Raw genomic sequence first — 16126 nt, forward strand, 5'->3', positions numbered from 1 at the left:
ATAAATTGAATAGATCATGAGAACATTTAATCACGTAGGAATTGTCACTACAGAAAGTAAAGAAGGGGCGGTTTATAACGAAGGCCTGAGTGTATGGTTGACGGATTACAGCAAGAGTCCGAACCGGATCGAGTTCTTGAAATTCGAGAAAGGCAGCTGCCTACCGGAGTTGGTACAGACCAATGGCCATATCGCTTATACGGTTCCTTGTTTGGAAAAAGAGTTGGAAGGTAAGAAGGTAATCTTCGGCCCGGCTGTTTGCGACGAGCACTTGACGATCGCTTTCATCGAGGAAGAAGGTATCGCTATCGAGATCATGGAACTAAAATAATTCGTAAATCAAAATTCATAAATCTAAAGGAGGATAATACCATGTCAGACATCAAGACAAAATTCATAAATGATCCTGAGAATATTACGGCTGAGTTATTGGAAGGTTATGCGTTAGCGTATCCGAATCAAGTAAAGTTGGCGGCTGAGAATATCGTCGTACGTGCTAACCCGAAAGGCAATGATAAGGTAGCGATCGTTACCTTAGGCGGTTCCGGTCATGAGCCTGCCTTGAGCGGTTTCGTAGGAGAGGGCATGTTGGATTGCTCCGTCGTGGGTGACGTATTCGCCGCTCCGGGTGCCCAACGTTTGTTTCAGGCACTGCAATTGATGGATCGTGAGGCCGGGATCTTGCTGGTCGTATTGAACCATTCCGGCGACGTGATGAGCGCTAATATGGCTTGCCAGTTGGCTGCTCGTAAGGGTATCAAGGTGATGAAATTACTTACGCATGATGATATCAGCGCAGGTATCGGGGCGAATGTAGATGATCGCCGTGGCTTGGCCGGTTGTGTTCCTTTGTATAAGATATTAGGTGCCGCCGCCGAGGAAGGGAAGTCTTTAGACGAGTTGATTGAGATAGGTGAACGCTATAATAAGAACGTGGCTACCTTGGCTGTCGCTATGCGTTCTTGTACGCATCCCCAGAACGGAGGTACGATCACGAATCTTCCCGATGGAATCATGGAGATCGGTATGGGCCAGCATGGCGAAGGCGGTGGTGGACAGAAACCGTTGGTATCCGCCGATGATACGGCAGCGGAGATGGTAGACCTACTTTGCCAGCAGTTACAGCCAAAAGCCGGTGATAAGATGTTGTTGATCATTAACGGCGTAGGCGCTACTACCCATATGGAATTGAATATCATCTTCCGCAAGGCTTATAAGGAATTAGAGGCTCGTGGCTTGCAGGTGGTGGTAAGCCGTATCCAAGAGATCTTGACCGTACAGGAGCAAGCTGGATTCCAGATGATCATGGCGATCTTGGATGAGGACCATATCGATTATTTGAATAACAAACGTGCGGACGCACCTTATTGGACAACCCTAGGTAAATAAATAATATACATGAAACAACTTACTATCGAGGCCTTCAAGGCCATGTTAGACAATGCGCTGAAACAGATCAAGGCACGTGAGGAGGAATTTTCTAAATTGGATGCCGTAATCGGGGATGGAGATCATGGTACCGCTATCGTTGCCGCTATGACTGCCGTGAATAAAAGCGCTCAGTCTGGAACGGAGTTCAAGCAAATGCTTGGTGATATGGGTATGGACGTGATGATGGAAGTGAGCGGATCGACAAGTACCTTGCTCGGCGCTTTCTTCTTGGGTATGAGCGATCATGCAGAGGGAACCGAGTTGGATGCCGCAGGCGTGAAAGCTATGTTCGCCGGTGGCTTGGCGAATGTGCAACAACAAACCCAAGCGAAACGAGGCGACAAGACGATGATGGATGCCTTGATCCCGGCGGTGGAGGCTATGCAGGCTTGTACGTCGGATGATATCAAGGTGGTCTTGAACGCCGGCGCTAAAGCGGCGCTTGAGGGAGCGGAGGCTACGGTACCGATGAAAGCTAACTTTGGCCGTGCCCGTAACTATGGCGAGCGTTCGATTGGTTTCGCTGATAGCGGGGCTACTTCTTGGAGCTGTATGTTCGCTTCTTTTGCTGAGGCGCTATAAAATAATACACAGCGTGAGACGGGGCGTGCCCCGTCTCTATAAAATATAATAATATAACGAATAATAAATATGGCAGATTTAGATGATTTAAGAGAAGGTGCGGACTTCGGTTTAGGCATCAATTGTGAGAACCAGAGTTTCCATGTGAAGGGAGCCGAGAACTTACCTTGGGGTATGAAAGACCGTTTATCCCGTATCTTCAACCCGAAGACAGGCAAGGCGGTTATGCTTGCTTTTGACCATGGTTTCATCATGGGGCCGACTTCCGGTCTGGAGCGTATCGACTTGAATATCGTTCCTTTGATTGAATATGCGGATTGCTTGATGTGTACCCGTGGTATCCTGCAATCTACGATCCCTGCGAATACGACGAAACCGATTTGTCTTCGTTCGGACGCTGGAACGTCTATCCTTACGGATTTGAATGATAATGTATTGATCGATATAGAGGACGCTATCCGTATGAACGTCTCCGCCATGGCGGTTATGTTGGCTATCGGCGACGAGGCGCATGAGGCTAAGACTGTGGCTAACTTATATAAGGCGGTCGATAAGGCTAGCCGCTACAATATCCCGGTAATGGGTGTTACCGCCGTTGGTAAGCAAATGGCTCGAGACGCTCGTTATTTCGGTCTGGCTTCCCGTATCTGTGCGGAGAATGGCGCTAATATCGTGAAGACCTACTATTGTGAGGGCTTCGAGAAGGTAGCCGCCGCTTGCCCGGTTCCCGTGGTAATCGCCGGTGGTAAGAAATTACCGGAGAAGGAGGCGTTGGAATTATGTTATAATGCGATTAACGACGGTGCGGCCGGCGTGGATATGGGACGTAATGTATTCCAGAGTACTTCTCCTGTCGCCATGATCCAGGCGGTTCATGCGGTCGTGCATCAAGGTATCACGCCAGATCAGGGATATGAGTTGTTCCGTGACTTAGCGAAATAAAGAAGAATGAACCAATGTGTCGTTTCGCTAAATGTGTCAATATGCCAATGCGAATACAACACACATGATCTTTTTTTGCAGGGTGGATCCCATGTGTCCATCCTGCTATAATTGGCATATTATCTAATTAGTACATTATTATATACCATGAAAATCTATACTTTTATATTATCCGCATGCCTGCTACTCGTATGTTCCGCATGTCATGAGGCGTCGCATCATCTTTTATTAGGCGGTTCCGGCTGGGACAAGATCGCCATCGTAAACAAGAACACGAAAGAAATTGAATGGGAGCATCCCTTGGAAAAAGGATGGGAATGTAATTCCGTAGCTGTTACTCCCGATCGGAATATCCTTTTTTCCTATTCGAAAGGGGCGAAGCTAATCACACGGGATCATGAGGAGGTCTGGAATATCTCCGCACCGGAAGGGTGTGAGATGCAGACAGCCCGTGTACTTTCCAACGGTAATTATTTATTGGCGTGGTGTGGAAACCCGGCTACGATCATGGAAGTGAACGCAAAAGGAGAGATCCTGTCGAAAACAGATTTCGATACCCGAATTGAGCAACCCCATGCACAATTCCGTCAAGTAAACAAGAATAAGCGGGGCAATTATCTAGTGCCCTTGTTCGCTACCTCCGAGATCCGGGAAATATCCCCGTCCGGTCAATTGCTGAAAAGCGTGAAAGTAGACGGTAACCCGTTTAGCGTGGCTGCGTTGGATAACGGTAATTATCTGGTCGCTTGCGGTGATGCCCATTGCTTCATAGAGCTGAATTTCGAGACAGGAGATATCGTTCGCAAGATGAATGCGAACGATATCGAGGGAGCCCAGCTTTTCTTTGTTGCCCAGTTGCTCCCTAAACGGGACGGTGGTTTGTATATCTGTAACTGGCAAGGCCATGACGGAGAGGCTGCGAAAGGACATTACCCGCAGTTGATTGAGATAAACGGAGCCGGAAAGATGGTCTGGGATTTGAATGATAACGCTACCTTCGGGATGATCTCCTCTATTTGTCCGATCGATTAAAGATATATCCGGATTATTAATTATATTTGTACACCTAAATTCTAAATAAAGCATGGAAGAGAAAAACACGAATGCTACTAAACGTCGAAACCCTGTAACTTGGGTCCCTAGTGTCTATTTTGCTATGGGATTGCCTTTTGTAGTGCTGAACATGGTTACCGTACTCATGTTTAAGGGATTGGATATATCGGATGCCCAGATTGCGTTATGGACCTCGGTTGTCATGTTACCTTGGACCTTAAAGCCTTTATGGAGCCCGTTTTTGGAAATGTATCGTACTAAGAAATTCTTTGTCGTATTGACCCAGTTGTTATCCGGTTGCTTATTCGGTTTAGTGGCTTTGGCGTTAAACTTGCCGAGTTTCTTTGCTCTATCTATCGCATTATTAGGTATTATAGCGCTTAGCGGGGCTACGCATGACGTGGCAACGGATGGCGTTTATATGAAAGAGCTCTCACCGGAGGATCAAGCCAAATATATCGGTTGGCAAGGTGCGTTTTACAATTTGGCGAAGATCGTAGCCACGGGTGGTCTGGTTTATCTGGCGGGTTATATGATGCAATATTTTACCGGGATAGGATTGGAGAAAGAGGCCGTGATATACGCTTGGATGATCGTTATGTTGCTTTGCGGTACGATCATGATCCTGCTTGGTTTTTATCATATGAAGATGTTGCCTTCGGGTGGGAAAGCCGCTACCAGAGAACATTCGTTGAAGGAAAGTATGGCTGAGCTATGGCTGGTCTTCAAGGAGTTCTTCACGAAGAAGTATATCGTGTGGTATATCTGTTTCATCATATTGTATCGTTTTGCCGAGGGTTTCGTGATAAAGATCGTACCTTTGTTCTTGAAAGCTCCGATAGCTGATCAAGGATTAGGACTAACGGAGCAAGAAATCGGTTTGTATTATGGTACGTTTGGGGCGGCGGCGTTCGTGCTGGGTTCTTTGCTTGGTGGATATTATATCTCGGCCAAGGGGTTGCGAAAGGTATTGTTTACGCTTTGTTGTTGTTTCAATATACCGTTTTTGGTATACACGTTCTTGGCGTGTTTCCAGCCTGATAATGGTCTCATTATCGCTTCCGCCATCGTATTCGAGTATTTTGGCTATGGATTCGGTTTCGTGGGCTTGATGCTGTTTATGATGCAACAGGTAGCTCCGGGCAAGCATCAGATGGCGCATTATGCGTTCGCTTCAGGTATCATGAACCTTGGCGTAATGCTTCCGGGAATGATGAGCGGTTTCGTGAGCGACTGGCTAGGTTATAAGTATTTCTTTATCGTGACCTTGCTGGCGATGATCCCTTCATTCTTGGTAGCCTATTTCGTACCGTTCACGTATGACGATAAAGGTAATAAGTTAGTACAGTAATATTTTAATAGGATTAGTTATGGATAATTTGAAAATCGTAGGCGCTCTGCTGCCTGATATGCCTTGGGAAGATCGTCCCGAGGGTAGCAAAGAAGTATTGTGGAGATATTCGAAGAACCCGGTGATTCCTCGTGATATCCTTCCGACATCGAACAGCGTGTTCAACAGTGCTGTTGTCCCTTTCAAAGGTGGTTATGCCGGTGTGTTCCGTTGCGACGATACGAATCGCCGGATGCGTTTGCACGTAGGTTTTAGCGCAGATGCCATTCATTGGAGTATCTCCGAGACAAAACTCGAGTTTGAGTGCGACGACAAGGAGATCGGCGAGTTTGTTTACGCCTACGACCCCCGTGTATGTTTTATCGAGGATCGTTATTATGTGACTTGGTGTAACGGTTATCATGGCCCGACGATCGGCGTGGCTTACACGTTCGATTTCGAGACCTTCCATCAGCTGGAGAACGCTTATCTGCCTTTCAACCGTAATGGCGTGATGTTCCCTCGTAAGATTAACGGAAACTTCGCCATGTTAAGCCGTCCGAGCGACAACGGTCATACTCCGTTCGGCGATATATTCTATAGCGAGTCTCCGGATATGTGTTTCTGGGGTAAACATCGCCACGTGATGTCTCCGGCTGCGTTCGAGGATAGCGCTTGGCAGTGTACGAAGATCGGTGCGGGCCCTATCCCTATCGAGACTTCCGAGGGCTGGTTATTGATTTACCACGGCGTGCTTCGTTCTTGCAACGGGTATGTGTATAGCTTCGGTTCCGCTATCTTGGATTTGGAGCAACCTTGGAAAGTGAAATTCCGCTCCGGACCTTATTTGTTATCCCCGCAAAAGGATTACGAGTGCATGGGAGACGTTCCGAACGTAGTCTTTCCCTGTGCCGCCTTGCATGATCCGGAGACGAAACGTATCGCTATCTATTACGGCTGCGCGGATACGGTAACAGGATTGGCTTTTGGCTATATTGATGAGATTTTGGACTTTACGAAGAAGAATTCTATCATTTAACAGACTCGAGAAGAACAATATACTTTTTGTTAGGTAAAAGAGTAAGAGTTATGACAAAGATACAACAGTTTTTGGCAGATCTGCCCGAGGAGAAGAAAGCCTTGTTTGTCCCTGTTTTCGGGAGCATGGAGAAATTTTATACGGTAGTTTACTTGATCGCCCGGAATGAGCACGTCACTGATCAGGAGAAGCCAGATCGTTATGAGGATCGTTTACAGGTGATTCGCCAGATACGTAACCGGGTGGAGAAACTAGTTTCCTCGTATGGCTTGGACGGAGGGGAGATCGTAGCCGATATCGCCAGCGACTATTTTGAGGATTATGTCAATTACAAAGAGCCGGAGCTAGACATTACGAATGATGAGTTTATCGCTATCCTCCAGAAAATATAGGAGATAAATATAATTTTATTGTGTGATAGTATCTTTTTGATTGTGAAAAAGCAATCTTGTAAGTCTAAAATGAAAAACAAAAGCTTGTAAGGTTGCTTTTTGTTTTATTATTCTTAACTTGCGGCATCATTATTTAAAAATGTAGGCAGATGATGCAAGAGTTGAATAACTTACTATCCCTTATTGACGCTCATTTTGGAGGATCACAATGGTTTGTTTTTCTATTACTGGGAACCGGATTGTTCTTTACGGTCTATCTTCGGTTTCCGCAATTGCGCTTTTTCGGGCATGCGATCAAGGTCGTGCGGGGGAAGTACGACAATAAGCAAGACATAGGAGATACCTCCCATTTCCAAGCGTTGGCAACTGCTCTTTCGGGTACGGTGGGGACCGGTAATATCGCCGGTGTCGCTCTGGCCATACATCTAGGTGGTCCTTCTGCCTTGTTTTGGATGTTGATGACGGCGTTCTTGGGTATGACTACCAAGATGGTAGAGGTCACCCTTTCCCATAAGTATCGTGAGCAGACGGAAGATGGTACGATTTCCGGCGGTCCGATGTATTATATGAAGCATCGTTTGCATATGCGTTGGTTGGCAGGACTTTTTGCGGTCGCTACTATTTTCTCCTCTTTCGGTACGGGTAGTCTGCCACAGGTAAATAGCATCTCGAACGCTATGTTTTCGGCATTCGGTATTCAGCAATATATTACAGGGGCGGTTTTATCGGTCTTGCTGGGATTGATCGTGATCGGGGGAATCAAGCGTATAGCGCAGGTTACCGAGAAGTTGGTGCCTTTTATGGCGGTCGTCTATCTACTCGGTGCCTTCAGCATATTGGCCTATAATTACCAACATATCCTACCTTCGTTTATCTCTGTTTTCTCGAATATCTTTTCCGGTACGGCGGCTACGGGTGGTTTCTTGGGAGCGACGGTTGTCTGGGCTTTTAACCGAGGTGTGAACCGTGGATTATTCTCGAATGAGGCGGGGCAAGGTTCCGCTCCGATCGCTCATGCGGCAGCCAAGACGGAAGAGCCGGTATCCGAGGGTATGGTCGCTTTATTGGAGCCGTTCATCGATACGATCGTGATTTGTTCGATAACCGGCTTGGTTCTATTGTCATCCGGTACTTGGCTGAAAAAGTTTGAGAATAAGTTTCAGCAGGCGGATACGGTAGTCTTGTCCGGTGCTTATCATGAATTGGACCCGGACGGTAAATCCGCAGTGTCGGAGCATGTACTAGGGAATAAGCCCCTGCCTTTTTATACAGGCTCCTTGGAGGTCCGGAACGGACAGATCCTAAATACGGATATAACGTTACTACACGCACGCTCCTTTGCGGATAGCGTGCGGGTCAAGGAAGGGAAGTCGTTGTTTAGCGGTACGCTCCCAGTACGTGACGGACGTATCGAGTTGCCTATGAATAAAGAGCGTGCGGTGTATTTAACCGGTAAGTCGCTGCTTCATTCCGCCCCCTTGTCTACGGAGGCGTTTAAGAAAGGTTTTTTAGGGGATTGGGGGCAGTTTATTATTCCGTTTTCCCTGTTGTTGTTTGCGTTTTCTACAACGATAGCATGGTCTTACTACGGTGATCGGGCGGTGACCTACCTTTGGGGAACGAAATATGTCCGTGTCTACCACGTAATCTATATTGTCGGATTTTTCTTGGCCTCGTTCACGGATACTACTATTGTTTGGACATTATCCGGTATCACCGTGGCTTTGATGACGCTCCCGAACTTGATTGGTATCTTGCTGTTACATAAGGAAGTGAAAAACTCTGTCAATAAGTATTGGCGACGGATGAAAGAGAAGTTATGAATGTCAATAACATTTTTTGTGTATAATACGCTTTGTATGTGTTTAATAACACCTATCTTTGCTAATTGCCGGAATTTTAGGTTCTGGGTATTCGTTGAGAAGAGTAATGATTGAGAGTTGGCAAAGTTTTATTGAATGAAGTATTTTACAAAGTTAATACGCTGGATATCCTCACAGGAGCATTTATATTTCTTATTTGCCCTGTTATTTATCATCCCAAACTGTGTGTTCTTTTTTACGGAACCGCTTCCCGTTACGGTCGGTATCGCCTCGTTGCTGATACCTTTGGCCTTTTGGATGGGTGTTTTGTTAGTGGCCCGTAAACCGGGGATCGTGGTTTGGTGCCTGTTGCCGAAGGTTATATTAGACGGAGGGCAGTTGGTGCTTCTTTACCTTTTCGGGCAGTCCGTGATAGCGGTTGATATGTATTTGAACCTTACCAGCTCGAACGCTTCCGAGGCTAGCGAATTATTGGGGAATATCATTCTGGTGATCGGTTGCGTATTCTTTTTCTATACATTGCCTACGCTGGTGCTCGCTTATCGTTCGATACGGCAGAAAGAGAAATTGCGAAATTCTTTCCGGAAGAAATGGGCCAAGATCAGCCTAGGCATGTTTGTCATGGGCTTGATCCTTTGCTTCCTGTCTCCTTTGCAAGATCACCGGTTCTCATGGAAGGACGATGTGTATCCGGCTAACGCCCTATACAATTTATATTTCGCCATAAATAAGGCGGAGAGGAACCGTAAGTATCATATTACTTCCGCCGACTTTAAGTTCGACGCCACTAAGCCGGAACAAGCTGAGGGAAAACGGGAGATCTACGTCTTGGTAGTGGGAGAGACCTCCCGTGCTATGGAATGGAGCCTTTACGGATACGAGCGCAAGACGACTCCCCGTATGGAGGCTTTAGACGGATTGGTGCATTTCACGGATGTGGTGACGCAATCGAATAATACGCATAAAAGTGTCCCCATTATCCTGTCCGCTGCCAGCGCCGAGAATTATGGAGTCCTTTACGACGAGAAAAGTATCGTAACCGCTTTCAAAGAGTCTGGTTTCCGTACGCTCGTGATCGCCAACCAGAAACTAACGACCTCGATGATCGGCGCTTTTTACCGGGAGGCAGATACCTTTATCGATATGAGCGCATTTAATACGGGTTCTACGCTAACCTCCTTGCACGATGCGGCGATCCTGCCTTATCTAAAGAAGGAACTGGATAAAGAGGACGGTAATCTTTTCGTAGTACTGCATACTTATGGCTCGCATTTTAATTACCATGAACGTTATCCGAAGGAGTTCCGTTTCTATAGGCCGGATAAGGCGGAGGGAATTCGTGCCTCGTATAAAAAGGAGTTACGGAACGCTTATGATAATTCCATCCACTATACAGATTACGTGCTGGGGGAAATCGTGGATATGTTGGCGAAGACAAATGCTCCGGCATCCATGCTTTACTTAAGCGATCATGGAGAGGATATCTTCGATGATTCCAGAGCCCGTTATCTGCATGCTTCTCCGATACCGACCTATTACCAGTTGCATATCCCGTATGTGATCTGGTTCTCGAAGGCTTACCGGGAGTCATATCCCCAGAAATATCTGGAAGCGCAGGCACACGAGACTTATCCGGTTAGCACGAACAGCGTATTCCATACGATGCTTGATATAGCCGGTGTGCGGACTCCGGTGGCCGATTCCACGTTTGCCTTAACGAATCGTGCCTTCAAGGTACGTGACCGTATGTATCTGGGAGACCATGACGACCCGATCCCATTTTGGAAAGTCGGCTTAAAAAAGCAGGATTTTGAGATGATGGATAAATGGGATATCGCTTATGATAGGAATTAGACTGATCTCAACCGTATATGAAAGAACAAAGCGGACATATTACTAGCAAGGTGATATTAGGCTATATTTTGCTGATTACCATTGCGGTCTGCTCGGTCGCTTACATTTATAATATAGTAGAGAAAGTGGCCGAGGAGGACGAGCCGGATCATCAGGCACGCCGGAAGGTGTACTTGGTCACCAATACGCTCTCCTTGCTCTATGAAAGCGAGGCGTTGGGGCAGTTGGTAGGCATGCCCCAGAACGAGTTCCGCCACTTCAATCGTACGTTGAATAAGGCCCATAATAACATGGATTCGTTGAGGACCTTGGTGACGGACTCCATGCAACTCCTGAAAATAGATACGATCGACATACTGCTGGAGCGTAAGCGATGGAATACCCGTCGTTTGCTTGAGACTTGGCAGGAAGCGAACACGGAGCGTCTTTATACGGAGAATATTGAGAAAATAATTGCCGTCCGGGATACGATCGTAAACGAGGTGCAGGTACAAGAGCGGGTAGAGGTCAAGCAAGATACGGTGGTAGTTCCCCGTAAGAAGCGGGGATTCTTCAAGCGTTTGGCCGACGTGTTCTCTCCCGGCAAGGAAGATACCAGCATCGTGGTGAACACGACCCGGGAGATCGTTACCGATACGTTGGTGAACGCTTATAATCCGACCGATACGATTGTCAGCGTGCTGAAAAGCATCCAAGACAGTGTGGCTTGGCAACGGCAACAACTGATGGATCAGTTGTTGGAAAGGGCTTCTAACTTACGGTATAACAATAGCGTGATTACCCGGGAGATCAACCAGATGCTCCGTAATATCGAGGAGGAGGAGATGGAGGCGTCGCTGGAAAGGGTCTATAAGAAGCAGGTACTATTAAGGGAGACCTCCCATTTGATCGCCGGAATCGCGATCGTCTCCGTGGTAATCGCCTTTCTGTTCCTCTTCTTTATCTCACGGGATATCTCACGAAGTAAATATTACCGTATGCAACTGGAAAAGGCGAAACAGGTCGCCGAGAGCTTATTGCGAAGCCGTGAGAAGCTGATGTTGACGATCAGCCACGATATACGGGCTCCGCTCTCTTCCATCATCGGATATATCGAGCTTTTGCTGCGCCGCCATCCGGACGAGCGTCAGCGATATTATCTGGAGAACATGAAAGGTTCCTCGGATCATATCCTTTCCTTGGTGAACGACCTGTTGGATTTCCAGCGGTTGGAGTCCGGCGAGATGGAGGTGCATAGCGTTCCCTTCCGTGTCCCGGCCTTGTTCGACGAGATCTATACCAGCTTCCGGCCGATAGCGGAGGCGAAAGGCTTGCGGTTTGTCTTGAACCTGAAACCGGAGGAGACCGGGCAAGTCTATATGGGCGACCCGATCCGTATCCGGCAGGTCGTAGGAAACCTCTTATCCAACGCTATCAAGTTCACGGAAGCGGGGCGAGTCGTTCTCCTCGTCTCCCTCCAAAAACTTTCAATTATCAATTATCAATTATCAATTACCGTCAGCGATTCCGGTCCGGGCATCCCGAAAGAGGAACAAGAGCGGGTATTCGGGGAGTTTACTCGCCTTGCCGATACGGAAGAGGCGGAAGGTTTCGGTCTGGGCCTCTCCATCACCCGTAAGCTTCTGTCCTTGATGAACGGTACGCTTGCTTTGGATAGTACCCCGGGGAAAGGCAGTGATTTCACGATCTTGCTACCTCTTCCCTTGGCTGATAACCAATCTTTGCCGGACGTAACGGCGGAGGCTCCGGATGCCGGTGGGGCCGAGGCTTTACCCTTGTTTAGGGGGCAAGATGTCTATTGCCTTCTGGTTGATGACGATCCTCTACAACTGGCCTTGACGGAGGAACTCTTGAAGCAGAGTCACGTGCAGGTGGTAGGTTGTACGAATCCGCATAACGTCCTCGAGCTATTGCGGAACACCGTATTCAACGCCATTATCACCGATATACAGATGCCGACGCTGGATGGCTATCATTTACTGGAGCGGATACGTACGTCCGGTATCCCCGGAACGGATGAGATCCCGGTGATCGCCCTATCTGCCAGTATCGCCAAGGAGCACGAGCATTATCTGGAGGCTGGTTTCACGGGTTTCTTGAACAAGCCGTTTACCGCCGCCCAATTAATCTCCTTGCTGAATGAGTTGCTGACACTTCATCTGGAGGCAAAGAGCGAGTTGAATTTCTCTTCGTTGACCGCTTTTGCCGGAGAGGATCCGGAGGCCTCAGCCTCTATACTGAAAACCTTCTCGGAGGAAACCCGCAAGAGCATCGACTTACTTCGGGATGCGTTAGAGGGAAAAGACCGGGAGGAAGCCTCCCGGATATCTCATAAGTTGATTCCCCTGTTCACGATGCTGGGGGCCAATTCATTGGTACAACACCTGCGGATCTTGGAGAAGAATGATGAGGAACTGACCGATTCCGGCTGGTACCACCTGCTGGGCGAGGTAATCGAGCAAGCGCTTGCTATCGTGAAGGATGCGGAGTCCGCCATCGGGTAATCTTGTGGAATCCGGTGTGGAATAAATACCCATCCGTGGAATGCCTTTCCCCATGCTTTTGAAATAAAATTCCACTTTATAGAAACAAAATTTATCTATTACTTGTTAAAGGATAAGTAGTTAGATATTCATTATCGTGCGTTTCGCTGGCTTTGGCATGATATTCGCTATCTATTTAATGAAATCGCAAGTGGGCGTTTCTACATTTAAACCGTTAAAAACAAAAGTCATGAATTTATTCATGGCGAAAGATTAAGTCCTGAGTATTCAATTTAAGTCTGCAAAAGAAAAAGGCATCCTTTCGAGGATGCTTTTTCTATTTAGTTTCGTTACTTTTGCCACGAAATAATAAAATCTACTGAATCATATCATGGAACACGCACTACAATCCCGACCTCGTATCGAGGTGGTCGACGCATTACGAGGATTTGCCGTTATGGCTATTATCCTATTGCATAATATCGAGCATTTTAACTTGTATAATTTTCCGGAGGCTACTACCGATTTTATGAAAGCCTTGGATAAAGGGGTATGGGATACCTTGTTCTTCCTCTTTTCCGGGAAGGCGTACGCTATTTTCGCCCTGCTGTTCGGTTTTAGCTTCTTTATCCAGTTTGATAACCAAGCGAGGAAAGGGAAGGACTTCCGGCTTCGTTTTTTCTGGCGGTTGGTGCTCCTATTCTTTATCGGTTGCTTCAACGCATCGTTCTTCCCGGGGGAGATCTTGGTGCTTTATTCGATCTTGGGTATTGTGTTGATACCGGTTTGCAAGTTGAGTAATAAGGTGGTATTGGCGATCGCCGTGTTTTTGATGCTACAGCCTATGGAATGGGGTAAATTCATGTATGCCTTGATGCATCAGGAATATGTGGCATCCAAGGAACAATGGCTGGTGCACTGTATGCGGATCTATCCGTATATGGAAGGTACCAGCTTTTGGGAAATGGTCAAGTCCAATCTGTGGGACGGGCAGCTGTATAGCCTTCTCTGGGCTTGGAGCTATGGACGTTTCTTCCAGACATCGGCTCTCTTTATGCTGGGCATGTTGTTGGGACGCAAGGGATTGTTTGTCGATCCGGAGAAGCACCGGACGTTTTGGACAAGGACCTTTGTTATCGGGGTAGTTTGTTTCATTCCCCTCTATTATCTGTCCCTTTCCCTACCCGGTTTGCTGGAGCGTACCGAAGAGCTTCGCCCGATGAGCACGATCGTGTCTTCCTTGCGTAATTTCTCGTTCATGTGCGTATTGGTATCCTCCTTTATCTTCTTGTGGCAGTGGAAGGCGCCGCATAAGGTGCTTCACGGGCTTGTGCCTTACGGGAAAATGAGCTTGACGAATTACCTCACGCAATCGATGGTAGGCTCTTTCATCTATTTCGGATACGGTTTATCCCTGTATGACGATCTGGGGACGACCGCCAGCTTCGCCGTAGGAATCCTTCTTTTCATTCTCCAGCTAGGTTTTTGCCACTGGTGGTTAGCCCATCATAAACAAGGTCCTTTCGAGGGAGTATGGCGTAAAGCTACGTGGATGTTTTCTTGATTCGTTTTATTTATTTACCTTTGTGGTTACTATAAATAATCTGAGTGGGTATGTTGTCGATTCTAATCGTTGAAGATGATATAACTTTTTCCTTGATGCTTACCACATGGCTGGGTAAGAAAGGGTTTGTCGTAAGATCCTCGTCCTCTGTTTCCGATGCTAAACGGAGGCTGGGGGAGGAAGCGTTCGATTTGGTTATATCGGATTTACGCCTGCCGGATAGTGACGGGATCGACTTATTGAAATGGCTGAAGAATACCCATCCTTCCTTACCCCTTATCATGATGACCAGTTATGCGGAGATACAAACGGCGGTTCAGGCGATGAAGCTGGGGGCGGCGGATTATATTGCCAAGCCGCTGAACCCGGATGAGTTGCTGGGAAAGATCAAGGAACTTGTGTACGTGGAGGAGAAGGCTCCGGCGAGAGTCCCGGTTTCTTCGGCCCCGGATCTTTATATCGAGGGGCAGAGCCAAGCGGCCCGCCAGCTTTATGAGCATGTGCGTTTGGTGGCTCCGACGGATATGTCGGTATTGGTGACCGGCGCTAGCGGTACCGGTAAGGAGTATATCGCCCGTCGGATCCACGAGCAAAGTAATCGTAGCAAGGCTCCGTTTGTCGCCGTGGATTGCGGCGCTATCCCCAAGGAATTGGCGGCTTCCGAGTTCTTCGGCCACGTGAAAGGTTCTTTTACGGGGGCGATCGAGAACAAGACCGGGGCGTTTGTGGCGGCTCAAGGCGGTACGATATTTTTGGATGAGATCGGGAACCTGACGTATGAGGTACAGGTTCAGCTATTGCGTGCCCTACAGGAGCGCAAGGTAAAGCCGATCGGGAGCAATCAGGAGATCGCTATCAACGTGCGCTTGATATCCGCGACGAACGAGAACTTGCGGCAGGCGATCGAGAAAGGAGATTTCCGTGAGGACCTGTACCATCGTATCAATGAGTTCACGATCCGTATCCCGGACTTGAAAGAGCGAAAAGAGGATTTGCTCTTGTTCGCCAATCATTTTCTCGATCTGGCGAATAGCGAGCTCCAGAAAGATATCATCGGTTTCGACAACGATACCATGCAATTGTTCCAATCCTATTCTTGGCCGGGTAACCTGCGGCAGATGAAGAACGTTATCAAGTACGCTACCTTATTGGCGACCGGTCGATACATCACCCGCAAGGAACTCCCGGAGGAACTGACGGAGAACCTCTCTTCGCACCCCAACATCCAGCTTAAGAACGTGGAGCATGAACGTGACCTTATCCGTAAGGCCCTCCAAGAGTGCGGCAATAATAAGACCCGTGCGGCCCAGTTATTGGGCATCGACCGGAAGACGCTTTACAATAAGTTGAAGATTTATCAGTTGGATTGAAAATCCCGTGTTTTATGTGAGTGCTTAAGGCCTATTGGAAGCCTCTGGCTTGTATGATGGGTCTGTTGCGAAATAGAAGCTTATTCTGACTATTTGCTTCATATTATACGAATATGTTGACATACCCTTCGTGCGAAAGTGACAAGATAATGAGATAGGCGTGGTAATAAACACGCTTTTTCTTGAAAAAGGGGCCGATTTTGTACACGATAGGTGGCGAAACCTGTTGCGATAGGTCGTATTGCCCAATGCCGATACTCGCA

13 protein-coding genes are annotated in these 16126 nt (G+C 47.6%); all 13 read left to right on the top strand.

All coding sequences use genetic code 11. The annotated features are described in order from the left end of the window. Window positions 1-16 precede the first annotated feature (16 nt). The 13 genes from D7V92_RS07240 (at window position 17) to D7V92_RS07300 (ending at window position 15863) form a co-directional block, all read left to right on the top strand. Window positions 17-331 carry a hypothetical protein gene (locus D7V92_RS07240; RefSeq protein WP_005857750.1) on the top strand — a complete coding sequence of 105 codons (315 nt, stop codon included), beginning with the start codon at window positions 17-19 and terminating at the stop codon, window positions 329-331. 41 nt (window positions 332-372) lie between these two features. Further along, window positions 373-1389 carry a dihydroxyacetone kinase subunit DhaK gene (locus D7V92_RS07245; RefSeq protein ID WP_121772596.1) on the top strand — a complete coding sequence of 339 codons (1017 nt, stop codon included), beginning with the start codon at window positions 373-375 and terminating at the stop codon, window positions 1387-1389. Between the two features lie 9 nt (window positions 1390-1398). Further along, complete coding sequence (locus tag D7V92_RS07250) at window positions 1399-2013, top strand: DAK2 domain-containing protein (protein WP_008772437.1); 615 nt, start codon at window positions 1399-1401, stop codon at window positions 2011-2013. A 69-nt stretch (window positions 2014-2082) separates the two neighbouring features. Beyond that, window positions 2083-2955: a 3-hydroxy-5-phosphonooxypentane-2,4-dione thiolase gene (gene lsrF, locus D7V92_RS07255; RefSeq protein WP_005863031.1), complete on the top strand. Its 873-nt coding sequence runs from the start codon at window positions 2083-2085 to the stop codon at window positions 2953-2955. Between the two features lie 147 nt (window positions 2956-3102). Further along, window positions 3103-3987, top strand: coding sequence for a WD40 repeat domain-containing protein (locus D7V92_RS07260; protein WP_005863029.1), 885 nt, complete (start codon window positions 3103-3105; stop codon window positions 3985-3987). Between the two features lie 52 nt (window positions 3988-4039). Next, on the top strand, window positions 4040-5359 hold the full coding sequence (locus tag D7V92_RS07265; RefSeq protein WP_121772597.1) for an MFS transporter: 1320 nt from the start codon (window positions 4040-4042) through the stop codon (window positions 5357-5359). Between the two features lie 19 nt (window positions 5360-5378). Then, window positions 5379-6377, top strand: coding sequence for a glycoside hydrolase family 130 protein (locus D7V92_RS07270; protein WP_121772598.1), 999 nt, complete (start codon window positions 5379-5381; stop codon window positions 6375-6377). Between the two features lie 50 nt (window positions 6378-6427). Then, window positions 6428-6769, top strand: coding sequence for a hypothetical protein (locus D7V92_RS07275; RefSeq protein WP_044544864.1), 342 nt, complete (start codon window positions 6428-6430; stop codon window positions 6767-6769). Between the two features lie 149 nt (window positions 6770-6918). Next, complete coding sequence (locus tag D7V92_RS07280) at window positions 6919-8592, top strand: sodium:alanine symporter family protein (protein WP_233572814.1); 1674 nt, start codon at window positions 6919-6921, stop codon at window positions 8590-8592. A gap of 135 nt (window positions 8593-8727) precedes the next feature. Beyond that, window positions 8728-10446 (top strand): phosphoethanolamine transferase, encoded by a 1719-nt coding sequence (locus tag D7V92_RS07285; RefSeq protein WP_121772599.1) that lies wholly within the window; start codon window positions 8728-8730, stop codon window positions 10444-10446. Window positions 10447-10463: 17 nt separating this feature from the next. Continuing rightward, window positions 10464-12950, top strand: coding sequence for an ATP-binding protein (locus D7V92_RS07290; protein ID WP_121772600.1), 2487 nt, complete (start codon window positions 10464-10466; stop codon window positions 12948-12950). A gap of 370 nt (window positions 12951-13320) precedes the next feature. Beyond that, on the top strand, window positions 13321-14493 hold the full coding sequence (locus D7V92_RS07295) for a DUF418 domain-containing protein (RefSeq protein ID WP_121772601.1): 1173 nt from the start codon (window positions 13321-13323) through the stop codon (window positions 14491-14493). A 50-nt stretch (window positions 14494-14543) separates the two neighbouring features. After that, the gene (locus tag D7V92_RS07300) at window positions 14544-15863 is read left to right on the top strand and encodes a sigma-54 dependent transcriptional regulator (RefSeq protein WP_034531321.1); all 1320 of its coding nucleotides are present in this window, start codon (window positions 14544-14546) and stop codon (window positions 15861-15863) included. The last annotated feature ends 263 nt before the right edge of the window (window positions 15864-16126 follow it).

The sequence above is a fragment of the Parabacteroides sp. CH2-D42-20 genome (assembly GCF_003670185.1).
GTDB lineage: Bacteria > Bacteroidota > Bacteroidia > Bacteroidales > Tannerellaceae > Parabacteroides > Parabacteroides distasonis.

Bases quoted from the DNA above. Each gene is read 5' to 3' on its own strand.
- D7V92_RS07260 (WP_005863029.1), top strand. From the start codon at position 3,103: ATGAAAATCTATACTTTTATATTATCCGCATGCCTGCTACTCGTATGT.
- D7V92_RS07245 (WP_121772596.1), top strand. From the start codon at position 373: ATGTCAGACATCAAGACAAAATTCATAAATGATCCTGAGAATATTACG.
- D7V92_RS07240 (WP_005857750.1), top strand. From the start codon at position 17: ATGAGAACATTTAATCACGTAGGAATTGTCACTACAGAAAGTAAAGAA.
- D7V92_RS07275 (WP_044544864.1), top strand. From the start codon at position 6,428: ATGACAAAGATACAACAGTTTTTGGCAGATCTGCCCGAGGAGAAGAAA.
- D7V92_RS07265 (WP_121772597.1), top strand. From the start codon at position 4,040: ATGGAAGAGAAAAACACGAATGCTACTAAACGTCGAAACCCTGTAACT.
- D7V92_RS07285 (WP_121772599.1), top strand. From the start codon at position 8,728: ATGAAGTATTTTACAAAGTTAATACGCTGGATATCCTCACAGGAGCAT.
- D7V92_RS07280 (WP_233572814.1), top strand. From the start codon at position 6,919: ATGATGCAAGAGTTGAATAACTTACTATCCCTTATTGACGCTCATTTT.
- D7V92_RS07290 (WP_121772600.1), top strand. From the start codon at position 10,464: ATGAAAGAACAAAGCGGACATATTACTAGCAAGGTGATATTAGGCTAT.
- D7V92_RS07250 (WP_008772437.1), top strand. From the start codon at position 1,399: ATGAAACAACTTACTATCGAGGCCTTCAAGGCCATGTTAGACAATGCG.
- D7V92_RS07270 (WP_121772598.1), top strand. From the start codon at position 5,379: ATGGATAATTTGAAAATCGTAGGCGCTCTGCTGCCTGATATGCCTTGG.
- D7V92_RS07295 (WP_121772601.1), top strand. From the start codon at position 13,321: ATGGAACACGCACTACAATCCCGACCTCGTATCGAGGTGGTCGACGCA.
- D7V92_RS07300 (WP_034531321.1), top strand. From the start codon at position 14,544: ATGTTGTCGATTCTAATCGTTGAAGATGATATAACTTTTTCCTTGATG.
- lsrF (WP_005863031.1), top strand. From the start codon at position 2,083: ATGGCAGATTTAGATGATTTAAGAGAAGGTGCGGACTTCGGTTTAGGC.